General features: G+C 66.5%; 22 protein-coding genes. 1 reads left to right on the forward strand and 21 read right to left on the reverse strand.

Annotated elements, in window-relative coordinates:
* Positions 1-157: 157 nt before the first annotated feature.
* Both NMK44_RS08675 and NMK44_RS42665 read right to left on the reverse strand, forming a co-directional pair.
* The gene (locus tag NMK44_RS08675; protein ID WP_254740082.1) at positions 158-511 is read right to left on the reverse strand and encodes an SPDY domain-containing protein; all 354 of its coding nucleotides are present in this window, start codon (positions 509-511) and stop codon (positions 158-160) included.
* A gap of 300 nt (positions 512-811) precedes the next feature.
* Positions 812-1,390 carry an endonuclease domain-containing protein gene (locus tag NMK44_RS42665; protein ID WP_374215250.1) on the reverse strand — a complete coding sequence of 193 codons (579 nt, stop codon included), beginning with the start codon at positions 1,388-1,390 and terminating at the stop codon, positions 812-814.
* Between the two features lie 234 nt (positions 1,391-1,624).
* On the opposite strand from NMK44_RS42665, the gene NMK44_RS08680 reads away from it, so the two are divergent.
* Entirely contained in the window at positions 1,625-2,284 is a 660-nt protein-coding gene (locus tag NMK44_RS08680; protein ID WP_254740084.1) for an HAD family hydrolase, read from the forward strand.
* 84 nt (positions 2,285-2,368) lie between these two features.
* Here the strand turns inward: NMK44_RS08680 and tyrS are convergent, their stop codons facing one another.
* From tyrS to NMK44_RS08775, 19 genes are all read right to left on the reverse strand, one after another.
* Positions 2,369-3,637: a tyrosine--tRNA ligase gene (tyrS, locus tag NMK44_RS08685; RefSeq protein ID WP_254740086.1), complete on the reverse strand. Its 1,269-nt coding sequence runs from the start codon at positions 3,635-3,637 to the stop codon at positions 2,369-2,371.
* Between the two features lie 139 nt (positions 3,638-3,776).
* On the reverse strand, positions 3,777-4,919 hold the full coding sequence (locus tag NMK44_RS08690; protein ID WP_254740088.1) for a glycosyltransferase family 4 protein: 1,143 nt from the start codon (positions 4,917-4,919) through the stop codon (positions 3,777-3,779).
* 4 nt (positions 4,920-4,923) lie between these two features.
* Positions 4,924-5,877, reverse strand: a complete 954-nt coding sequence (locus NMK44_RS08695; RefSeq protein ID WP_254740090.1) for an aminoglycoside phosphotransferase family protein — start codon at positions 5,875-5,877, stop codon at positions 4,924-4,926.
* Positions 5,874-6,935, reverse strand: coding sequence for a glycosyltransferase family protein (locus tag NMK44_RS08700; RefSeq protein WP_254740092.1), 1,062 nt, complete (start codon positions 6,933-6,935; stop codon positions 5,874-5,876). Before NMK44_RS08700 ends, NMK44_RS08695 begins: the two co-directional genes overlap by 4 nt.
* Positions 6,932-8,614, reverse strand: coding sequence for a pyridoxal phosphate-dependent decarboxylase family protein (locus NMK44_RS08705; protein WP_254740094.1), 1,683 nt, complete (start codon positions 8,612-8,614; stop codon positions 6,932-6,934). Before NMK44_RS08705 ends, NMK44_RS08700 begins: the two co-directional genes overlap by 4 nt.
* 43 nt (positions 8,615-8,657) lie before the next feature.
* Positions 8,658-9,095 (reverse strand): DUF4254 domain-containing protein, encoded by a 438-nt coding sequence (locus NMK44_RS08710; RefSeq protein ID WP_254740096.1) that lies wholly within the window; start codon positions 9,093-9,095, stop codon positions 8,658-8,660.
* Between the two features lie 713 nt (positions 9,096-9,808).
* Positions 9,809-10,024, reverse strand: a complete 216-nt coding sequence (locus NMK44_RS08715) for a hypothetical protein (protein WP_254740098.1) — start codon at positions 10,022-10,024, stop codon at positions 9,809-9,811.
* Positions 10,025-10,214: 190 nt separating this feature from the next.
* Complete coding sequence (locus tag NMK44_RS08720) at positions 10,215-10,865, reverse strand: restriction endonuclease (protein WP_428849358.1); 651 nt, start codon at positions 10,863-10,865, stop codon at positions 10,215-10,217.
* 330 nt (positions 10,866-11,195) lie between these two features.
* Positions 11,196-12,725 carry an amino acid permease gene (locus NMK44_RS08725; RefSeq protein ID WP_254740102.1) on the reverse strand — a complete coding sequence of 510 codons (1,530 nt, stop codon included), beginning with the start codon at positions 12,723-12,725 and terminating at the stop codon, positions 11,196-11,198.
* A 42-nt stretch (positions 12,726-12,767) separates the two neighbouring features.
* Positions 12,768-13,706, reverse strand: a complete 939-nt coding sequence (locus NMK44_RS08730; protein WP_254740168.1) for a tetratricopeptide repeat protein — start codon at positions 13,704-13,706, stop codon at positions 12,768-12,770.
* A 54-nt stretch (positions 13,707-13,760) separates the two neighbouring features.
* Entirely contained in the window at positions 13,761-14,411 is a 651-nt protein-coding gene (locus NMK44_RS08735) for an L-threonylcarbamoyladenylate synthase (RefSeq protein ID WP_254740104.1), read from the reverse strand.
* A 3-nt stretch (positions 14,412-14,414) separates the two neighbouring features.
* A complete protein-coding gene (locus NMK44_RS08740; protein WP_254740106.1) occupies positions 14,415-15,182 on the reverse strand; it encodes a phytanoyl-CoA dioxygenase family protein in 768 nt (255 codons plus the stop codon).
* Positions 15,166-16,005: a creatininase family protein gene (locus NMK44_RS08745; protein WP_254740108.1), complete on the reverse strand. Its 840-nt coding sequence runs from the start codon at positions 16,003-16,005 to the stop codon at positions 15,166-15,168. The genes NMK44_RS08740 and NMK44_RS08745 overlap by 17 nt, the downstream gene beginning before the upstream one ends.
* On the reverse strand, positions 16,002-16,799 hold the full coding sequence (locus NMK44_RS08750; RefSeq protein WP_254740110.1) for a class I SAM-dependent methyltransferase: 798 nt from the start codon (positions 16,797-16,799) through the stop codon (positions 16,002-16,004). The genes NMK44_RS08745 and NMK44_RS08750 overlap by 4 nt, the downstream gene beginning before the upstream one ends.
* Complete coding sequence (locus NMK44_RS08755; protein WP_254740112.1) at positions 16,796-17,461, reverse strand: HAD family hydrolase; 666 nt, start codon at positions 17,459-17,461, stop codon at positions 16,796-16,798. The genes NMK44_RS08750 and NMK44_RS08755 overlap by 4 nt, the downstream gene beginning before the upstream one ends.
* Positions 17,458-17,904 (reverse strand): hypothetical protein, encoded by a 447-nt coding sequence (locus NMK44_RS08760; protein ID WP_254740114.1) that lies wholly within the window; start codon positions 17,902-17,904, stop codon positions 17,458-17,460. The genes NMK44_RS08755 and NMK44_RS08760 overlap by 4 nt, the downstream gene beginning before the upstream one ends.
* Positions 17,886-18,812 (reverse strand): enolase C-terminal domain-like protein, encoded by a 927-nt coding sequence (locus NMK44_RS08765; RefSeq protein ID WP_254740116.1) that lies wholly within the window; start codon positions 18,810-18,812, stop codon positions 17,886-17,888. Before NMK44_RS08765 ends, NMK44_RS08760 begins: the two co-directional genes overlap by 19 nt.
* 140 nt (positions 18,813-18,952) lie before the next feature.
* On the reverse strand, positions 18,953-21,007 hold the full coding sequence (locus NMK44_RS08770) for a phosphoketolase family protein (protein ID WP_254740170.1): 2,055 nt from the start codon (positions 21,005-21,007) through the stop codon (positions 18,953-18,955).
* Positions 21,007-22,101, reverse strand: a complete 1,095-nt coding sequence (locus tag NMK44_RS08775; protein WP_254740118.1) for a radical SAM family protein — start codon at positions 22,099-22,101, stop codon at positions 21,007-21,009. The genes NMK44_RS08770 and NMK44_RS08775 overlap by 1 nt, the downstream gene beginning before the upstream one ends.
* Between the last annotated feature and the right edge of the window lie 117 nt (positions 22,102-22,218).

Below are 22,218 nucleotides of genomic sequence, written 5' to 3' on the forward strand. Positions count from 1 at the left end.
CAGGCGGACAACGTCGAAGGGGTCGGCGACGGAAATCTCCGTGCGCCGCAGTCACAGTCCTTGCACGAGGCAAGGCGGGGCGGGATCACGGGTGTAAGGCCGCCGGTGGGCGGAGAGCAGTCTCCAGGTGAGGGCCCGCCGACTCGCAGCCTCGGCGTCACGCCTGCCGAGAGGTCTCCAGCACGCAGGCCACAGCGGCGGCGACGACATCGGCCGGTGTCTCGGTGTCGAAGGAAATCCGGTAACCGCGCACCTCGGCCGTACCGGTAACGGCGATCTTCCACCCCTCGCGATCGGTGCCAGGGCGCCCGGCCGGGAACCATCCAAGGTAGAAGCGGCCGTCCTTCGAGTTGACGTGTACGTCCGCACGGTCGTCCACGACCAGGCTGAAATCGTCGGCGGAGAACTGATCCATCACGAGCATGGGCTCACTCGGGCCTATCAGCCACTCACGCAACCGCAGAGCCTCGATGGTGGTGGAGAATCCGGGACTCCGGGGTGCCGCAGCCACAGGCAATCACCTCTTTGACCTGGGGATTTACGAGAAGGTCGTCCACGTTGACATGTCTTGCACGCGTTGGCCAGTCATTCGTGGCCCCTTGGCGTCTGCCCCCAGCGAACTGTCCTTGGACAGCGAAGTTAGTCGCCTGCTGCGCGCTGAACTGCGGCGACTAACTTGATTGTCAAGGAGGCAGCTCCAGACCACCTGTTGACCCCGTCGAGCGACTCCTAGTTGCTGCGGGTGCAACGAGTTGCATCCGCCACCTGAGCCTGAGGAGTAGTCGGCGGCAGTGCCCGCCATTGCCGCCGACTACCGCTCCGGGTTGGGGTTAGGCTGATGCCGATCCATGGCTGTGGTGAACGCGTCTCTTGCTGCCGCGGAAGAGGAACCCTCCCTGCCACGCACGCGGTCGATGTCGAGCCACTGAACCTGGGCTTCTGGCCGGTGAGCTGGCGGATCTGACAGGTAGGCATTCATGCGTGGCCAATCCCGTCGTGCCTCGTCCAGGTTCTCGTACCAGGCAACGCCGCGTGCGTTGCAGGGCATGCAGAGCAGTCCTCGAACGCACTTAGCGCATCCTGAGCAACAGGCGTGATCGTGGTCGATCTGCCAGTACGAGGGCCCTTCGATGGCGGCATCTCCGGGGCCCTCTCCGCAGATTGCACACGCGTCACCCTGTGCGCGGAGGATGGCGTTCACCCGCCAGATTGTCAGTCCGTACTTCTTGGCCTGCCGCTCGGCGGCGGCGCACAAGTAGCAGCGCAATCCAGCGGCGAAGCCCTCCTCCGGGTAGACCGGCCCTCTACAGAGGCGGCACTCATCCTCCATGCCAGGCCAAATGTCAGGCCACCCGTAGTCTTCCCAGCCCGGAGTGCGTCGCCTCTTCATGCGCGGAATCTAACCCGACGGACTGACATGCCCGCCCAGCCGGTACGGCCATACAACACCCCCAGCGTGCTCACCCCGCATGACTAGGTTCGCTGTCAAACGACTCGACTGGATGACAAGGGACACGAACCCAGACGTGGCGACGCGGCTGTCGGTGGCGTCCGCTGCGGGACTGGTCGACGACGGCCATACGCGGCAGGGAGGTTTGGTCACCGCAGGTCTACACTGCCGATCATGACGCGGAGTCCTGTCGATCTGGCGATCTTCGATTGTGATGGCGTGCTGGTGGACAGCGAGCGGATATGCGTCAAAGTGGACGCGATAATCACGGCTGACCTGGGATGCGCGTTCACCGAGGAAGAGATCATCGAGAAGTTCGTCGGCTCCTCCACCGAGGTCTACACAGCCGCCATAGAGGAACGACTTGGCCAGCGCCTAGAGAAGAACTGGCTGCAGCAATACGAGCATCTCTACCAAGCGGCCCTCGAAGCTGACCTGACCGCTGTCGATGGCGTCGCAGAAGCCCTGAATAGCCTTGTCATGCCCGTCTGCGTCGCATCGAACACTGGTCACGCCAGTCTCAGGAGAAACCTGGACATCGTCGGCCTGAGAGCCCACTTCGAGGGGCGCATCTTCAGCGCAGCCGATGTCGCCCGAGGCAAGCCTGCCCCCGACCTCTTCCTGCACGCTGCGCGATCCATGGGCGTAGAACCCGGGCGGTGCGTGGTAATCGAGGACAGCGCGTACGGAGTTCAGGCAGCCCGTGCCGCCGGTATGCGGACTTTCGGCTACTGCGGCGGTCTCACGCCAGCCTCACGGCTGGAAGGGCCAGGCACCACCCTGTTCGACGATATGCGCGACCTGCCCAAGCTGCTGGCCGCCACTACCCACTGAACTTCCGCAGCGTCCCTACCACTTGGCTCCGTGAGCCGGAGGCTCTCCCCCGGCTCACGGCTGAGCTTCCGCTCCCGGTCTGCGTCAGGCTCCGGTGACCTCGATGGCTGCCAGATTCTTCTTGCCCCTGCGCAGCATCAGCCAGCGTCCGTGAAGGAGCTCGTCGGCCGTGACCACAGCATCCTCGGCGGTCACCTTGACGTTGTTCACGTAGGCGCCGCCCTCCTTCACGGTGCGGCGGGCTGCTGACTTGCTCGGCACCAGGCCGACCTCAGCGAACAGGTCGGTGACCTGGCCGAGCTCGCTCACCTTGGCGTTCGGGAGTTCGGAGACCGCGGCGGCCAGCGTCGCCGCGTCGAGTTCGGCGAGCTCGCCCTGCCCGAACAGCGCCTTTGACGCTGCGATCACGGAGGCGCACTGGTCGGCGCCGTGCACCAGCGTGGTCAGCTCCTCGGCGAGCGCACGCTGCGCGGTACGGGCTTGCGGCCGCTCCTCGGTCACCTTTTCGAGCTCCTCCAGCTCGTCGCGGGACTTGAAGGAGAGGATGCGCATGTACCGCGAGATGTCCTGGTCATCCGTGTTCAGCCAGAACTGGTAGAACGCGTATGGCGTGGTCATCTCCGGGTCGAGCCAGAGCGTGCCCGTCTCCGTCTTGCCGAACTTGGTGCCGTCCGCCTTCGTCATCAGTGGCGTCGCGAGCGCGTGCACCTCGGCGTGCGGCTCCAGGCGGTGGATCAGATCCAGACCGGCCGTGAGGTTGCCCCACTGGTCGCTGCCGCCCGTCTGGAGGGCGCAGCCATACCGCCGGTACAGCTCCAGGAAGTCCATACCCTGAAGCAGTTGGTAGCTGAACTCCGTGAAGCTGATGCCCTCGTCGGACGCCAGGCGCCGGGCGACCGAGTCCTTGGTGAGCATCTTGTTCACGCGGAAGTGCTTGCCGACGTCCCGCAGGAACTCGATCACGGACAGGCCGCCGGTCCAGTCCAGGTTGTTGACCATGGTCGCCGCGTTGTCGCCCTCAAAGGTGAGGAACGGCTCGATCTGTGCACGCAACCGGGTCACCCACTCGGCGATGACCTCCGGGTCGTTCAGGGTGCGCTCGGCGGTCGGCCGAGGGTCGCCGATGTGGCCGGTCGCGCCGCCCACGAGCGCCAGCGGTCGGTGCCCGGCCTGCTGGAGTCGCCGCATGGTGAGCACCTGCACCAGGTGGCCGACGTGCAGGCTGGCCGCGGTGGGGTCGAAGCCGCAATAGAAGGTGACAGGGCCGTCCGCGAGAGCCTTGCGCAATGCGTCCTCGTCAGTGGCATGGGCGATCAGCCCGCGCCACGTGAGCTCGTCGACGATGGCCGTCACGGTCCCGTGTCTCCTTGAGTCGCGCGTACAGTGCGGCGGCCAGTCTAGTCGTCCAGTACGAGCTTCTGCGTTTGTGCTGGTCAGCAACAGCTTCTGGGGCAGAACAGTCAAGATCACCCCCACATCGGGGTGTCCTGAGTCACACAGCCCCGAACCATGCGTCGAGCAGGCGGTCGGCGACAGCTTCGCTGTGATCACGGTAGTCACGCACGAGCGCTCTCCCGTTGGTCACGAATCGGGCCCGGAGCGCCGGATCATGATCAAGTGCGTCGATCGCCTGCCCAAGATCTCGCGCGGCCCGCTTGACGTCACTCCCGGAAACCACGGGATACAGCACATTGCCATCGAGCTCGTAGTCGGCGATTGGTGGCGGGTCGACGAACATCGCGGCTTTCCCGAGTTCGGGCAGGCTGCCTATCCGGTGAGCCACGACGGGCACGCCTGACTCCATCGCTTCCAGCGTGACCCGGGCGAGACCTTCTGGACCCAGGGACGGCACCAGCAGAATCCTGGTGCGGTTGTAGATCGTGGTGGGATCCGGGGCGAAGGGGGCCACTTGGACGTTCGATGAGGGCGGCACATACGCCGGGGCATCGGGCCAGGTCTCCACGACCAGGTAATCGTCGCCGGGGCGCCGTCGAACGAGTGCGTCCCAGACACACCGGCCCTTGATCGGATGGTGATTGATCAAGGTCAGGAACCGCCCCTCTGTCCCCGAAGGCGCAGGGTCGGCTCGTCGCTCGGGTAGGAGGTTGGGGAGAACCTGCGCCGGCACACCGGTTTGGCCATGGAAAGCATCGGCGATGGTCTGGCTGACCGCGTACACGCTGGTCTGCCTCATCAGGTCGTAGTAGCTCCCCACCTCTTCGTCGGGGTGGTCACTGCTTGTGGGGTAGAGCTGGTCAGTCACCAGCATCGCTACCTGCCGACCGCTCGCAAGGCTTTCATCCAGCACGGCGTGATGCGCTTCATTGAGGCGAACCGCACACGAGTTGAGCAGGATTACGTCGGGATCCAGGTCGTTCAAAATATCTTGAAGAGCTTGCCGGTACGCGCTGGCCGCCCCCGGAGCACCGATGAAGGCTTCGTGGACAGTGCAACCCTGGACTGTTCGGGCTCTGCGTCCGATTCCGGGGTCCGTGCTTTGAGCGATACAGGCGAGGCTGGCCGGGTGCCCTCGGGCTACGACGCGTTTCAGTAGCTCGCGAACTTGCAGGAACAGGCCATTGGTGAAGCCCTCGCGGGTGAAGTCGTCGATACTCACAAAGAGGACACCGGTCATGACGTTACTCCTTGTGGGCCGCGGCGACGGCAAAGGCATCGAGCAAGCTCCAGAGCCGGGTGGCGATCTGACTGCCGACGGAGGGCGGGCCGGCGACGCTGAGAGGACTGGGGGCGAGCATTTTGAGGCATGCGATCGCGGAGTACAGTTCGAATACACGACGCCGACTCGGGCCAACGCACAGCGGCGCTGCAACCTGCTCAATGCAGTCGGCTTCCGGTCCACGGGCAAGAAGACCGGCGCGCGCGACTCCGAGCGGGTACAGGGCGTCACCGAATCCGACCTCGTCCAGGTCGACGATTGCCGTGACCTTCCCGCCTTCCACCAACACATTCTGGTGAGTGGCATCGATCAGATAGGGCAGCGGGTCGATCCCATCGAATTCGGGACCTAGCTCGCGGATGATCCTGCGGATTTGTTCAATGGCCGGGGCCTGTCGTTGCAGGGGCGCGAGCTGATCAACTGCACCGGTGAAGTACTCCCACAGCACGTCCGACCAGTGCGGATGACAACGAAGGTCGCCGTAACTGGCGATACCGCCGTACCCAGGGCCGGGTGGGAGCCCGCACGTGCGTTGTTGGATATCGAGCAGGTCGTCGGCGACACTGCGCTTCTCGGCCTCCGTAAGGTCGGCGTAGACGTTACAGAGATCAGTTCCTGGGGCTTGCTCAAGGAACATGATCGGCCAGGGCAGTACGGTCCCGCTCAGGTCCATGTGCAGTACGCGGGGAACGGGCACTCCCACCGTTGCGAGCTGGCGCCGCCAATACGCGAATCCGGCGAAGCACTCGGCACGGTCGTGGCGTGTGATCCGCGCGATCACGCGCCCACCGGACGCCAACTGCACCGTGAACACGAAGTGACTGCGGCCCATCGGGATTCGGTTCGCGGTTACGGCCTCTTGGTTCAGGCATCGACTGGCCGCCCGCAGGACTGCTTGCTCTGTCGGAGGCTTCATGGCAGGAGCACCTCTGCTGCCGCGAGCGGGATGACATTGAGGCTGGCGTAGCCTCGAAAGAATGACCAGGTCGTCTCGAAGTCGTCGGTACTGACGATCAGGCCAGGCACACCGAGGCAACCCGCGAGGTGGCCCAGGCCGCTGTCGCACCCCACGAAGAGACGGCATGACAGCAGGTGGGCGACCATTTCGGGGAGGTCGGCCCGGACGTAGGTCAGGTCCTCGCCGAGGTACGTCTGGGTGTCGGGGCCACCGAGAATCCGCACTTCACCGTGTGCTGAGACCTGATTCAGGAGCCGCCGGGCTGATTGTCGCGATGGCGCGGTGCTAGAACGCGCATCGAGCTGGCAATACACCACATTCTCTTGGCCACGAGGCGTCGGTGCCTGGCGGAGAGGCAGTGGCTGTACTCGGTGGCGGGCCCGCCCTCCAAAGGCGTCGGTGACGGCGTGGTTGAACCGGTCAAGCCAAGGGATGCTCCATGAGGATCGGGCGAAGATCGCGTCGCCGTTGATCGACTCGCTGGGTGAAGGGGCATAGCTCACCCGCTCGCACGCGAACACCTCCGCCACTTCGGCAAGGGCCGACGAACCAGTCACGGCAATCGACGCCACGGCGTTGTCGCGGCAGTAGTGCTCCAGGCCGGTCACGATGCCCAGCGCGTCGCCGAGGCGGTTATGGCGGGCAAACCGCATCACGGTTCCGTCGGTGAGCGTTGACAGCGGCGTGTCCTCGCGCGACACGGCTTTCGCTGCGTCGACGAGTTGGTCGCCCAAGCAGCGCAACCCTCGTTGGCCGCAGCGCCAAGTCCGGGGAACCGCAGCAATATCCACTGCGGGCTGCTGGTGGGCATCGACAAATCGCACCTCGTCGAAGCCGAACTCCTCGATGAGATCACGCATCGCCGGCGGCCCGCTCACCTCGACTTGGGTCAGTCCATGTGTCCGGGCGTAGGAGGCCAGGCCAGCGGCCAACTCGACGCAGTCACGGACGGGAAGGTCGGCGGCCGCGAAGCGTGTCGGGAGCTCTTCTCGGCCGCACAGCGACGGTCGGTTCATCGAGCCTCCTCGTACGCCTCTGCATGCATGTACGTAGCGTCGAACTGTCGCTTGCCCCTCAGCAGGCGCACGACCAGCTCTCTGGCGTGAGCATCGGAGAAATACGGGTTGAGGGAGTACACCCGTAGAGCGACGACCGGCTCGCCGGCGGGTGTGTAGAACGCCGCGGAGGTCTTGCTCACCGCGATCTGTTCAGCGTCCGGCACCCGCTGAGTCGACAGCCACGCGAACAGGTCAGAGGTGTACTGGTTTATCCGGCGAACGGAGCTGGTGTCGTCGAAGTCCTCCTCGGTGGTGGCGGGATCATCCGGCGGGTAACAGCGCACGAACACGTCCGGGCCGTACGAATGTCTGTTGATGACTGTCGCGTCGCGACCTGCCAAGGCATTGATGTGGCGCCGGAGCGCTTCGGCTGTTTCAAGCGCGTGGCCGAGCAGTTGCCGCATCCCCTGCTTACCCAGAGCCTGCAAGCCAACCCAGGTGGCGACCATGTTCGCTGCCGACCTGGAAGTCTCCAGCGTGAAGGTCCCGGGGTTGTAGGCGTCCTTGTCGTGGAACAACGGGGTCATTTCTCCGCCGTCGCGACGCAGCCGCGAGAAGTCCCGGCTGTCTCGCATGACGATCATGCTCGACGTATAGGGCGCGAAACCGGTCTTGTGGAAGTCCGTTCCGAACGAGTCGGCGTGCCGCACCGTCTTCAGACGCTCCACGAGACGTGACAGCTTGGCCACCACAGGGGGGCTGAAGCCGAGGGGATTCTGATGAAGGTCGTAGTCGATGAAGCAGAGGTATGCCCACCCGATGACCGTGTCTGCATGCACATGGGGGGTGTAATCCAACCCGTATTCGGCGGCCAGACGATCCCGCATCGCAGCGATCTCGCCGAAATCGTCGAAGGCCATGTTGGAAGTCGTTCCGCCTGCGCCGATGATGCACGCAAGCCGGTGGCCGCGTGCCAGCACGTCGCGGCAGGCCGATTCCATCGAGTCCAGGTCCGTGGTCTGGTCGGGTAGCGACGCAGCGGATATGTAGTTTCGGGTGCCGATCCCAAGCCACGCGCACGCGGATTTCTGCGAGTAGTGCGCCGGCCAGGACCCGACGACGGCCATCCCGGGCTCAATCCCACGCTCGGCGTGGTCGGGCTGTGCCTTGGAAATGCCGACGTTGATGGCGTACAGGTTGGTCGCCGTGCCTCCGAACGTGAACAGGCCGCCTGCCCGCTCTGGGTCGTACCCCGCCAGCCGCGCCAGCGCCTGGGCGGAAGACAACTCGGCGGAAAGGGTCTCCGCGGCGTCCTCCCCGGTGACGCCGTTCGGCATGAACAACGAGACCGCGCACAGCACTGCCAGGTTGACGAACGACGGTGGCGGAACGATGTTCTTGGCGAACATCTGGTGATGCACTTTGACCGACCCAGCGAGCCACCAGCGCAATTGGCTGAGAGCCGTCTCCGCCGTGACGGGGCTCTCCGGCAGGCGTCCGTCGCCCACAGGGGAACGCCCCTCCTCCTGGCCGGTGCGCGGATACACGGGCCCCTCGCCCTGGTGGCTCAGCGTCTCATCGAGGGCGCGGCGAAGGAGGTCGACAAGCGCATCGGCATTGGTCCCGTCGGGGTGCAGGAACAGACCGCTGCGCCAGCGCTCAAACTCATCTCCGGCGCCGTAGGAATCAGTCGTCATCGCAGATCGATCCCGGCACTTCGGAGGAGCAACGTGACCGTGCTCATCGCACGGACTTTCCGTAGAGCTTCATGCGCTCGGGGCGGGGCGTGCGCCGTCGACCGGCCACGAGATCCCCGCAAGCAACCGCGATGGACCACACCAGATCGTCGTACTGACAACGCAGAATCCCGACTCGCTCTGCCGCGGCGGCGTCACCCCCGACCAGTCGCTCCGTATGGACGATCCGAAGCTTCTGCACCGAGAGCCGGTCAAGCGCCGAGCCGATCGACTCCGTGATGGGAGGCACGTCCTCGTCCGCGCTCCACGCCGCATCCAAGATCCGGTCGATCTGCTCGATGAGTGCATGGCGAAGACCGTTGAGCTCGTCGATCTCCCGCTTGATGGCCGGAATCTCCCCGTCCCCAGCTTGCCGTACCCGGTCCTCGGCATCCCACTGGCGGCTGTTGACCGCATGCAGCTGGTCCAGAACCTGCAACAAGTCCGGCCGATAAGGAGATGGGATCCCGGCGAGAGCGTCCTCGCACCATTCACCTTGCCCACCTGCTACGTCGGGGCAGGATGTACTCGTCGTCATCGGAGCGTGCGGGCCTACCTCCGGCTCACCCGTGTCTGTACCCAGCCGTGCACGGGTCTTGGTCATGGGTGGTGATCCCCCTTCGGTCTCTCGTTAGGACGGTCTCTGCCGACCGTCGTTGAAGACAACCTTGAGCACGACCGGAGGGTGCCCTAGAGGGACGCGTTACTCCACGATGACTACTCCATGTTGCGCCTGGCTCAACGACCAGAGTGGTCGCCTGGCATCCATCCAGGTCCGCCCCTGCCCCTAAGTTGATCTCGTGGCACGCTAACAGCTCAGGGAGAACAGACGATCATGGGCCATCTCGCACCAGTTTCTCCGCCTGCTGAGGCGATGCCACCACTCCTCATCGCCGACCTCCCGTCCGACCCGCGATGCCTGGACAGCCTCAGCCCCGGGGCAGCAATCGGCACCTCCTCGACGGTGCCCAGCATCCGGCGCCTCTGCCCGCGCACAAGGCTGGCCATCCAGGTCGATGGAACCAGACGGCACAGTGCGGCGCTGGTCTGCTGAAGCAGCAGTGCACCGCTCATCGCAGCGCAGACATGCCTCGGTACCCAACCGGAATGCCGACCGGGTACGGACATTCGACAGCCATGGACGATGTCAAGGACTCAGCGGCCGTCGGTATGCGAGATGTTTTGTGCGAGTTGGCCCACGACGCTAAATATCCATTGCCCGAAGCTGGTTGGAGCGATCAGGACGCCGAAGACCAGAACGATGACCACGGTCATCTTCTCGTCGAACCGGCTCCGAGCGTGTGTGCGTCGACGCAGTCGCATAACGATGATCACCGCTAGCAGAACCGCGACGTTGATGGTCAAAATCATCCGGCCAGTCCTCCCCTCAACACCTGGCATTCCGCCTCTCTGCATGGCTCGAACCGGGTACTTCTCAACGGCCCCATCCGCAGTGATTGGCGACAGAGCACTTGTCCAGTGGCTGGTTTCATGGCGCTCTCGCGGCGTTACGCTGGCCGCCAGGACCCTCCCCTCGCACCCAGCGCCCCACTCGGCAGTTTCAGGACAGGGTTGTTGGACGACGTGGGGGCGGGATGCGGTCCAGCAGCTCCCACAAGGGCCGGTAGCTAGCAGCCCACTCGCCGAGCTTGCGGCGATCGACGAGATGTATCCGGTGCTCCTTTCCCCAAGGGATGGCCTTGGAGCTGAAGCGGCCATTGGTGAGGACGAGGGCAACATCCGCTCCATGGATCTGCCGCGCGGTGCCGTTGACCTGCTGTAGGACGCCGACGCCAACGGCAGAGCCACGATCTCCGTCCCGGCGGTGCTTGCACTGGATGGCCCACACACGCCCGGCGGGATCGACGGCCCGCACATCACAGGCGTTGTCGCCGGCGCCGCCCATCCGCTCGGCCTCGCAGCCGTCCCGCCGCATCAGGTCCCGTATCGCGAACTCGAACGCGCGGTGATCCAGCGCGTCCAATTCAGCGATCCGTATCCGCAGGGCACGGGCGCGCACACGTTCCCACTCGGCCCGCTGCCGTACCTGATGCAGCCAGAAGCCGCCGCCGACCGCAGCGACCACGACCGCGAGGAGGATGATCCACCAGTGCGCGAGCAGCCACTGCACGACGGTGACCACCACGACGATCGCCACAGCCCCGGTGGCCAGCAGAGCAACCTGCTCATCCTGCTTCTTGGTGCGGCGCACCGGCCTACGTCGGCCGGTACGCCGCGCCGGGCGTCGGCGGCTCATCGGGCCGTACCCGGGCGCGCCCATATCGGGACAGCGACCCGAACGTGAGCCTCCACCTTTACCCCCATGAAGTAAGTCCTCCTGTCCAGAGCCGTTGACGATCCCCGCGCAGGCAATGAGAGCACGCAGCTCTGACAACGTGTGGAGGTTTGATTACTTTAAGTGATCGATTTTCGGCCAGCGTCGACCGTGGTCCGATGTATCTGAACGGCGATGACCAGGGTTTTCCGGTGCTTGCTCGACCAACTTCGGCCGTTTCGTCGAACGAGTCGGATCTCCGGAGCCCTATCGACGAACTCCGTCCCTTCTGCCGACCCCCTGGCGATCCGAGCTGGAGTTGCGCGGGTGCGCAGGGTTGAGGAACCAAGCACGCGCCGAGGCGAGCCACCAGGTTCCGCAGAAGGCGAGGACGACGCCGACCGCGATGGGTGCGTAGTTGAAGGTCTCCGCGGTGACGGGCGAAGTCTGCGGCAGCATGAACAGCACGGTGATCACCAGCACCCACACGATGGCGATGGTGCCGACGGTCGTGGACCACGAGCCGAGGTGCCAGGGGCCGCGCTCGAAACGGTCGCCTTGCCGGATCCGGAGGAAGGTGGGGATCACGTAGGCGATGTAGAGGCCGATGGTCGCGATGGAGGTCACTGCCGCGTACGCGGTGGTGTTCCACAGGTAGGGCAGACCGAGTGCGAAGGCGCCGCCGGTGGCGAGCCAGACGGCGTTGGTGGGCGTTCGCGTCGCGGGGTTGAGCTTGTGCCACGTGCTGGAGAAGGGCAGGGCGCCATCACGTGAGAAGGCATAGATCATGCGGGAGTTGGCGGTCACCGACGCCATGCCGCAGAAGAGCTGCGCAACGATGATCACGAGCAGAAGCCATTTACCGACCGCCGCGCCGAGGGCGTTCATAAGGATCTCCGCCGGCGGCACTCCAGTCCCCGACGCGAGTGCGCCGGCGTAGGACTGGATGGCGTAGGTGAAGCCGAAGAGGAGGACGAACCCGGCCGCGAGGGAGACGAGGATCGAACGGACGATGCCCTTGGGCCCGGCGGTGGATGCGTCGATGGTCTCCTCGGTCATGTGGGCGGAGGCGTCGTAGCCGGTGAAGGTGTACTGCGCCATCAGCAGACCGATCAGCACCACGTAGCCGCTGGACGAAAAGCCGGTGTTGTTGACGAACTCACCGAACACGAACCCTGTCGACTGGTGGTGGTCGGGGACGAGCACCAGGGCGCCGCAGATGACGATGACACCGAGGATATGCCACCAGATGGAGACTTCGTTGAGGAGGGCGACGATGCGCACGCCGAAGGTGTTCAGGACACCGTGGAGGGCGAGGATGGCTCCGAACAGCGTGATGGTGTGGCCCGGCGTGGCGGCGTAGCCGAATTGGAGATCGAGCAGTGCGTTGAGGAAGTTGGCGGCGCCGAAGTCGATGCCGGCGGTGACCGCTATCTGGCCGAGTGTGTTGAACCAGCCGGTGAACCACGCCCAGGCTGCTGCGGAGCGCTTGGGGGCCATACGGTGCGCCCAGAAGTACAGGCCGGCGCTGGTCGGATACGAGGAGCAGACCTCGGCCATCGACAGGCCGACGAACAGCGTCATCAGGCCGACGAACAGCCAGCCCCACATGATCACCGCCGGGCCGCCGGTGTTCATGCCATACCCGTAGAGGGTCATGCAGCCGGACAGGATGGAGATGATCGTGAAGCTGACGCCGAAGTTGGCCCGACCGGACATCGAGCGGGAGAGCGTCTGCTGATAGCCGAGTTGTTTCAGGCGCTCCTCGTCGGAGATGCGGGAGACGTCAAGAGGCATGGAGATTCCGCCCTTTCGTGGATCGCGCGTGGGGTCGAGTGCTCAGTGGTGCCGGCGCCGCCGCGGGCTGTAGGCCCAGGCGCGGTGCCGCAGAAACAGTTGGTCGGCTTGGCCGCAGTAGGCCCATGGAACCTGGGTGGCGTAAGGGCCGATCGCGTCGAAGACCTCAGCCGCCTCGGTGTGGCGGTTGGCGAATGACAGTGCGTGCGCGAGGTAGTTGGCGTCATCGGCGAAGCAGGCGTGCTGGCGCGGCGCGCGGTATCGCCACCAACGGTCCAGCACGCGATCGATCTGCGGGCAGTCGATCCAGGGGTGGATCGTCAGCCCGTACGCCGTCTGGTCCTGCTCTTGACGCGATCGGTGCGCTTCGGCAACCACGACCAAGGGCAGGACCGCGATCGGCAGCCCCTTCGGGGCTATGGACGCCTGCTCCTCGGCCCACCACATCGCCTCCCCCGCCCGGCCGTGGTGCCGAAGGAAGAGGTAGGTGGCCACCTCGTGGTGCGCCTCGCGGTTCCAGGGGTCGCGCTGCTTGATCTCCGCCCAAATCCGGTGCAGCGTCGCCCGGTCCGGCGCGTGGGTCCGCAGCAATGCGAGCATCACCACCAGGGGCGCCACATCGTGCGGCCATACCTTCAATGTCAGGCGGCAGGTGGCCCACGCCTCTTCCATCAATGACCGGCCGGCGCGATGCCCAGCGATCATCGCTCGGAGGGCCTGCACATTTGCCAGGAGGGCCAGCGCGTGTGGCGAGCGAGGCTCCGCCTTCGCCCACGTGTCGGCGAACCTCAGCCGAGCCCCTGCTTCCGCGAGTACTTGGAGGCGGAAGACTCGACGGTCCCAGTCGGCACCGGTAGAGGCCAGCAACTCCTGCGGACCCTCCCAGCGCCCCATGGAGGCGTCTTCCAGGGCCCGCCGCAACGCCTCGTCATTTCTCGTCGGGTGCATGTCAAGGACGGCTCGGCCGCCGGTCGTAGTCATCGTGTTCACTCCGGTGGCCTCCTGCCTGGCAAGCAGGCAGGAGGGGCCTGGTTGTCAGACGGTCCGAATCTCGGTACCGAGCGCCACCGAAATGGCACGTTGGTGGACGAGACCCGTGCGAACGAGCCGGGCCTCCGGCATAAAGCAATCGACGATGGTCATGTGGTTCGCCGCCGGGCACACTCCACCGTCGACGATGACACTGACCTCCAGGCCGGAAGCGGCGATGAAGGCATGGACCTGCTCAATGGTGACGGCCGGACCGGGGTCGTTCGGGCCTGCGTCCCCGGAGATGTTCGCTGTGGTGGCCGCGAGGGGTACTTTCACCCGCGCGGCGAGGTCCCCGAGGATGCCGGGATCGACCGTGACCAGGGCCGGTGATCCGACTGCCGCGTGCCGGGCCGCGTCGTCCGGGCTCTTCCACGGCAGCAGCAGCGCGAGATCGCCAGGCCAGAAGGCCGCCGCGAGTCGACTTGCCTCCGGACTGAAGGTGAAGACGCCTTCGCAGGAGGCAGCAGAAGGGGCGACGTAGGCGAGGGGCTTGCCACTCGGGCGGCGCTTGCCCGTGATGATGCTGTCGCACGCCCGGGCGTTGCTGGCATCCGCGCAGACCATGTACCAGCGCTGGGTCGGGACGACGACGAGTTCTCCACCCTCGATCGCCTGAGCGGCGGCGTCGAGGTCTTGGGTTCCGATAATGCGCATGAGCTACTCCTTGTCGGCTGCGATCTGAGGGACGAAGGTCAGCGGCGGGTAGTCGAGCCACGGGTCGCGCAGTGCTTCGAGGCGGCGGCCCTTGTGGTCCGGGTGGGAGACGCGGAAGTAGGCCATCACCCTGGGGGACGGGGTGAGGTTCCGTCCCACCGAGTGCGGGACAAGGTGATGCATGAGCAGGACGTCGCCAGGCGCACCGAGCAACGGCACACCCTGCTCGTGATCGACCTCCGGCGGTACCTGCTCCGTCATACCGAGCGACCACTCGCTGCGGAACCAGTCCGCCATGGTTCGGTGGCCGCCCGGTTGGTAGCGCAGCGCGCCGTCTTGTGCGCTGGTGACGTCCGAGAGGACGACGCCGACGAGGAGCGAGAAGGTACGTAGTTCTCGCGGATCGAGATGCGGGCAGGAGACCCCGTCCACGTGCATCGGCTTCTCCGGCTGCACGCCAGGGAACTCCGATTCCGGCACCCGGATTTGGATCTGGGCGGTCGTGATGGGAGCGGTGTCGCCGAGGAGGTCGCCAGCTAGGTCGGCGGCATCCGTACCTCCATACAGGGCGAGGATGTCGGGGTGACTGCCCAACTCGGGCGCGAACGTTCGCTGGCTGTACGCGGGTACGTCATCAGCCTTCAGGCGGTCGCGGTACCAGGTATCGACCAGTGGTGCGGCGCGCCGGACCAGTTCGGGGGCGATCAGCCCGCGGCGTATGACCGCGCCGTCCCGTTTGAACGTGTGCTTCTCCTCAGGTGTGAGGGGCATGGCGTCTCCGTGAGGTCTCCGGCGTCCCTGGGGACGAGGCCGTGGCGATGCGGTCCAAGGCGTGCGTACTTGCGTCGAGTGCCGCTGCGAGGAGCTTCTGGCCGAGTTCTGTGGTTGCTTTGCGCGGGTCTCCGCCGATGACGCCGTGAGTGGCAAGGGTGGGGTTGTCGGAGGTCCATGGCCAGGTGATGCCGCGGTCGAGTACGAGGCGGCTGATCGCCTGGCGCTGGCCGGGGTCGGGGAGTGCCTCGCTCGGCAGGAGGTCCAGTCGGACCGAGTCAGGGTCGAGGGCGAGCATGAGGGCGGTCTCAAGGATCCCGGCATGCACCTCGGGGAGTTCGCTGTCGATCGGGACGCGACCGGCAGCGAGGGTGGCGGGATGGAGGCCCCAGGCGGTGATGCCGTGGTTGTGGCGGAGCTGCTGGACGAGCACCTCCAGCACGCCACGGTTGCCGCCGTGGCCATTGACGAGGAGCACGCAACGAGCCGACGTGGTGCGGACGTACTCCTCCACGAGTGCGCCGACCACCGCGGCGTACAGGCGAACGTCCAGGGTGACGGTCCCCGGCGTGCGTGCGTGTTCGGGCGAGAGTCCGTAGGGGACGGCCGGCCCAACCCAGAGGTCGTGCCGGTCCGCCACCTGTGCAGCCAGACTGTGGGCGAATCGCTCAGCGATGACGGTGTCGGTGTCCAACGGCAGGTGCGGACCGTGCTGCTCGACGGAACCGAGCGGCAGGCAGAGGACAGACCGCTCACTCAGCTCGACTGCCGCGAGCGGTGCGGTGAGCGCGGCGAACGCCCGTCTGGGGTGGTCGAGCGTCACCTCCTGCTCCGCCGCCCGAAGCGGATCAGGAACTCGTTCTCCTCCGGGAAGGTGTCGTCCTCGCTGAAGTCGGCGAGCCGCTCCATGACCGCGGTCTCGAATGCCTGTAGCCGGTCGCCGAAGAGGTGGGGGGCGGCGAAGGAGGTGGAGTACAGATAGCCGAGGATGCTCTCCCTGGTCCACGTGCGATGGACAGGGATCCGGGCCTCTTCGACCTGGTCGAAGAGTGATTCCTCCATGATCTCGCTGTACGGGCGGTTGTGGTGCTGGAAGGTACCGGAGCCGGCCCGGCGCTCCTCGCCGAGGAAGGTCTTGATGACGTCCCGGACGGCTTCCTTCCAAGGGCTCGTAGTGGTCCAGAAGCTGCTGTCGCCGAAGATGGCGACGACGCCGTCGGGGGCGACCTGGTCATCCAGTCGAGCCAGTACGGCGGCCTGGTCGAGCCAGTGGAACGCGCGACAGATCGTGACCAGGTCGGCTTTCCAACCGAGGGGCGGCACGAAGTCCTCGGCGGTGCTCTCGACGAGCGAGAGGCGTGAGCCTTCGGGGATCTTCGGGCGCAGCGCCGACTCTGCCGCGGTGAGCATGTCGGCATCGTTGTCGATGGCGATGATGTCGTCGAACCGGTCCAGCAGCGCCTCGGCGACCAGCCCGGTGCCGGTGCCGACGTCCAGCAGGCGGCGCGGGCCTTCGGTGCGGATCGGGACGGCCTGGTGCAGGACCACGGCGACGTCTTCGGGGATGCCGGGGCGGAACTGGCGGTAGTAGCTGGCGGTTCCGGTGAACAGGCTCATGTGGCGCTCCGTGCTGCGAGGTGCTGGATGTGGGTGGCGGCTGCCGCAAGGTCATCGGCGACGAGCACACCGTGGTCAACGAGCAGGGACTCGTCGGGGACCTGTCTTCCGCGCGAGATCCACACAGCGCTCGCCCCTGCTTCGGTGGCACCCACGATGTCGCACGCCCAGTCGTCTCCGATGTGGATCAGGCCACCGGGGTCTGTAGCGAAGTGGTCGGTGACGGCGTGGAAAGCGCGAGGGTCGGGCTTGGTGTGGCCGATGCGACAGGACGGGAAGAAGTCGCTCACCCACGGGGAGAGAAGTGTGCGCAGTCCGTCGGTGTCAGCGTCGACGCAGGATACGTTGGAGAGGGTGGCCACGGTCGCTACGGCGCTGATCCGGCGCAGGGCCTCAGTGACACCGGGGTAGAGGTTGAACGGGGCCGGCGGCACGTCTCGCGGGAACGTCTCCGTCGGCACCTGGACGGCTTCGCAGACCTCGCTCACCAGAGCGTCGGTCAGGGTCGGGTGGGTGTGAAGACTGGACCGCAGGATCGCCCGGGTGCGCGCGGGAGGCAGCGGAGAGGCTTCGACCAGCCGCATCGTCAGGCCGGGACCGTCGGCCATACCCAGCGTCCCTCCGACGTCCACGGAGACCAGGAGTCCGGGTCGTGACGTCACTGGTTCCTCCCCGAAGTGGCAGGCAGCGTGGAGACGACGGCTCCGATGCGGGCCTTCCGGATGTCCCCGGTGGTGGCCTCGGAGAGGAACGTCAGGACGTACCGCAGCTCCGCTTCGTCAAGGCCATTGAGGGATCGTCCCTCCCGGCCGGCGGCGGCGTTGAGGTCCGGTGGGACGCTGCGCGGGCGCAATCCGTGCGGCAGGTGGAGTCGGCCGTGCCAGTGCTCGCCGTCGCCCGGTGCAGGGAAGCTGTCCGTGGGGCGCAGGACAGTGACGTCGTCCAGGGTCAGGATGCGGACGCGGACGGACGTGTCCGCGATGTCGAGGCTCCCGGTGAGAAAGGTGTCGTGACCGTCGAGACGTTGCGACAGGCGGAGCATGGGCCCTTCCGGGCTGTGGGTGACCGTGCCCTCGACGGGGACGTTCAGCAGAGCGTTGGGCATGCTGTGCTCCTTGGCGTGGCGCCGAGACCAGTGGTGTCCGGCAGGCGGATATGGCCGTCTTCGGGGCGGATCGGCATCTCATAGAGGCGTTGTCGTCCGGGCTCCCACCTGAGCCGGTACTCGACAGCCCGGGCGACGGTGGGAAAGGCAGCGGCGAGGTGGAGGCCGGGCAGGAGTGAGCGACCATGCGGGTAGACGGGGATGCCCTGGGCCTGGGCGATCGGGATGATCTGGGCCGCCCGGGTCAGACCGCCGCACCCGACGACATCGAGGGTCAGGGCGCTGGGACGGATGTACTGGATCAGTCCGGTGGGGTCCTCGTCGCAATGCGCACGTTCACCGACTGCCAGCGGCACCGAGGTCGCCGCAAGGAATTCGTAGGCGTCTGCGGCGTGATGCGGGAGCGGGTCCTCCAGCCACCGCAGAGAAGAGGGATCGACGGCCTGTGCGAAGGCCAGTGCCACGGACGGCGTCCAGGTGCCCACCGCGTCGACGGCGAGGGGAGCCCCGAGAGCCTGGGAGTAGCGCTCGACTGCCTGGGCCATGCGCAGTGCGGCTTGCTCGGAGGGGGCTGCCGGGTCGCGGCGTAGTCCCCACTTGGTGAAGCTCCAGCCGTCGGCCGCGACACCGCTCAGCGCGTCCGGGCTGTCGATGCGGCTGAGGTCCAAGGTCAGCCACGAGGCATACGCGGGAACGAACTTCCGAGGAGCCACGGTGGTGAGGAGTTCGGCAACAGTGCGCTCCGCGAGCTGACCGTGAAGGTCCCAGACGGCGCAGTCGACGGTCCCGACCGCCCAAGAAGCCACCTCGGATGGACACCTGCGAGCCGCCGCACGCAGCTGCTCCAGCAGAACGACGTGGTCGGTGACCGCCGCGTCCTTCACTTCGGGCGCCAGAACGTCGCTCACGTAGCGCCCGACGCCCTCCCCGACCGGTCCGTACCATCCAACCGCTGTGGTGGACCGAACCCCGACGAAAAAAGTGTCATCTCCGGGTGTCACGGGCCGCCTCGCCTGAACGACGTGCAGGCCCTCGATGGTCCAAGAGCTCATCGGACCACCTCACGGCAGGCCAGGAGACGGCCTGCGGCCCGCTCGACGCCCGCCACATCCATCCCCATCGTGCGGGCGAGGTCGTGCTGTGGCATGGGACCGCCCGGCTCCTGCCAGCCAATGACGTCGGTGGGACGGCGGAGGCGCCCGGCCAGCAGGCCCCAGACAGCGGCGGGGTGGCCAAGGGTGAGGACAAGAACAGCGGCTTTGGTCCCCAGGTAGTCCTCGATCTCGCGATCGGCCAGCCCTCGTGGCCACACATGCGGGGGTCCGAGCACCGTCAGGTCATGCAGATTGACGACCCGGACCCGGCACCCGTGGCGCACTCGGACGCGCTCGGCGGCCTGCGTGGCCACGGCAGCGGGGATGTCCCCAGCCGCCACGATCACCAGGTCGGGCTCGTCTTCGTCGCTGAGGTGCGGCCACACCGCGAGACCACGGCTCTGCTCCTCGGCGAGCGTTTCCATCGGGTGGGCGGTGCGGCTGTGCTTACCGGCGATGACCAGGTTGACGCGGTCCACCGAGTCGAGCGCCCCGTCGAGGGCCGCTGCGGTTCGTGCCGGGTCGGCAGGCGTCAGCACGCGCACGCCGGGGGCCGCCAAGCCCAGCAGAGCGGTGGCGAGGGACGGGTCACCGTGTGTGTAGACGTTGTTCCAGCCATAGGAAGTCAGCAGCAGATTGAGGCTGGGCAGGCCCCGTGCACCGTCGAGGCGTCGTTGCTTGATGTGTCCCACCAAACCGCTGGCGAGCAAAGGAGCGAAGCTCTCGTACGACACGAGCAGCCCACGGCGTCCGCTGGCGGTCCAGCCGGCGAGCCGTTCCAGCAGTACCTCCTCCGCCAACAGCTCGTGAACCCACCGCTCACCGGCGAGCTCGCCGAGGCGGTTGGAATCCAGTTCGTCTGGGCTGACCAGCAGGACATCGCCTCGCGCGGCGTGCTCTCGTACGACCTGGCTGACCGCGCTCGTGAAAGAGACACCGCGGTCCTCCTTTGGGCCAGCGGAGACGCCCTGCCGCGTGGAAGGCGCCGGAGGAAGGGAGCACCAGCGGACCTGCATGACGGCTTCCGCGAGGGGACCTTGCCCGCGTCCCTCCTCGTCAAAGAGCTGGGAGGGCTGGTAGGAAGCGAGCCAGTCAGCGAGGAGCGACAGGTGCTCGGGATCAGTACGCGGGCCGGTGAGGGGTGTCTTGTGCAGGGCCGGCGTGCCGAGGAGAGTCTGGTCTCCGAGGGCGGATGGGCCAGTCCACCCCTTGAGGCACCGCAGGACGACCGCTGTGGCCCTGTCTTCGAGGACGGATTCCATCGCGTCCCAGAGCGCGGCATGGAAGTCGGCGTGCTCGTCAAGTGATCCAGTACTGACCCGAACGACCTTGGTACCCCACCCCAGACCGGCGAAGTACGCATGGAGTTCGCTGTCGTCCAACCCCCCGAGCAGGGATGGCCCACCCATGCGGAAACCGTTCACGTGCACCACAGGGAGTACGGCAGCTCGGCCCGGCGCTCTGTGCGCGAACCAGGAGGCCGAGGTCGTCGGCGTCTCGCACTCTCCATCGCCGATCACCGGAACCACGACCCGGCCGGGGGCGTCCAGCGCGGCCCCCTGGGCGAACGGGAGGCAACCGCCAAGACGGCCGCCGAGAAACGCGCCCGCTGGCAGCGCCGGTGTGACTTCGGCGCCCAGGCCATCGGTGTCAGGGAACGACCGGGACAGGTGTCGCAGTCCGTCGGCGTCCGGCGCGAAGTCGGGGCGTAGCTTGCCGAGGTCGCCCGTCACCCAGGCTGCGGACAACTGCACGACGCCGGCGTGACCGGCTCCGAGCAGCGGCACCAGGTCCGCGTCCCGTTCGAGGGTCCCAGCGGCAAGACCGATGTGGGACAGTGCCCAGGCGGTGCCAGGAACGGTTCCCCAGTGGCCCGAAGGGTGTTCCTTCACGTGAGCTGCGGCCAGCGGTTGCTGGAGCATGACGTTGTCCCGCAGATGGAGTTGACACACCGAGGCGTAGCAGATGGCCCTCCACAGGGCATCGGCCAGAGAAGCGTCGTCCACCATCACGCGCCGACCAGGGTCTCGCCGGCGAAGGTGAAGTACCACAGCGGGCGGTAACACTCCCACGCCGCCGGACGCAGCCCCGTCGGTTTCAAGATCTGCTCTATCTCCATGCGGGCGTGCAGGTAGTACTCCAGCTCCTGCGCCCCGGAGGCGCGGAGGCCGGCCATGATGCGGTTGTGGGCCTGGTAGACCTGGAAGTTGGGAAACTCGGTCACGTAGGGCGCGAGGGCTTCGACACCATTGCGCAGGGCGTCGAAGTCGTCCAGTCCCACGATGTACGTGAACGAACTGCCGTGGCCCGCGGCCACCGCTCGCCGCAGTACCTCGGGCATCCAGGTGGACGTCAGAACCGCCTTGCTGGCCTTCAGCAGGAGATCACGGCGGGTGAAGCACTCCGCGGTGAGCCGGAGCACGAAGGGCCCGACGTCGGCGAGCTCCTCGAACGCCTGCTGAGAGCGCAGCACCGAGGTGAGGAAGCCGAGGCGGGCTTCCACGCCGTACTCGACAAGCACCGAGCGCAAAGCACGCAGGTGGTCGACGGCTGCGGGTTCCCGCTCAAAGCACCCCGTTGAGACGGTGACCTCACGAACTTCCGTAAGGTCCCGCCTCGGGTGCTGCTCTCCCAGTACGGCGAGGAGTTCCCGGAGGTCCCGTTCCTCCGACAGTCGGGGGTCTGCTGCCGCCTCCAGTGTGTTGGGGCAGAAAGCGCACCCGACGCAGCGGCTGCGGGCGTTCGGGTTGAGCGTCAAGGCCGTGCCGTTGTCGCGGAAGTAGCCGCCGACTGCCTCGTCGGCATCGACGCGCTCAACGGTGCCGACCGGGACACCCCCCAGCAGCAACCGCCCGTCCTCCACCAACCGGAACGGCGATTCCGTGGCGTTCAGCGGGACGATGAGCTGCCAGGGCACCGACCGCGCGCTGTCCAGCCGAACCTGAAGTCGCGCCCGGTGGCGCGGCGCTTCCCCGTTGATTCCATGGAGATTGACCGCGATGAGCAGGGCGTCTTCGACCGGCACTCGGTACTGCTGCGCGAGTCGCTCCACTTCCGCGAGCGAGGACGTCGCGCCCACCTGTCCACCGAGTAGTGCTGTCACGCGCGTGCTCCATCCATGAGGTCGGAGTGGGATGGCGCGTCGACGGAGCGCGGGGGCAACTCCGCCGACGGCACGCAAGAGACTGCCGTTGCGCGCCAGGACGACGAACCACGCGCA

The organism is Streptomyces cucumeris (assembly GCF_024295805.1).
Taxonomy (GTDB): Bacteria; Actinomycetota; Actinomycetes; order Streptomycetales; family Streptomycetaceae; genus Streptomyces; species Streptomyces cucumeris.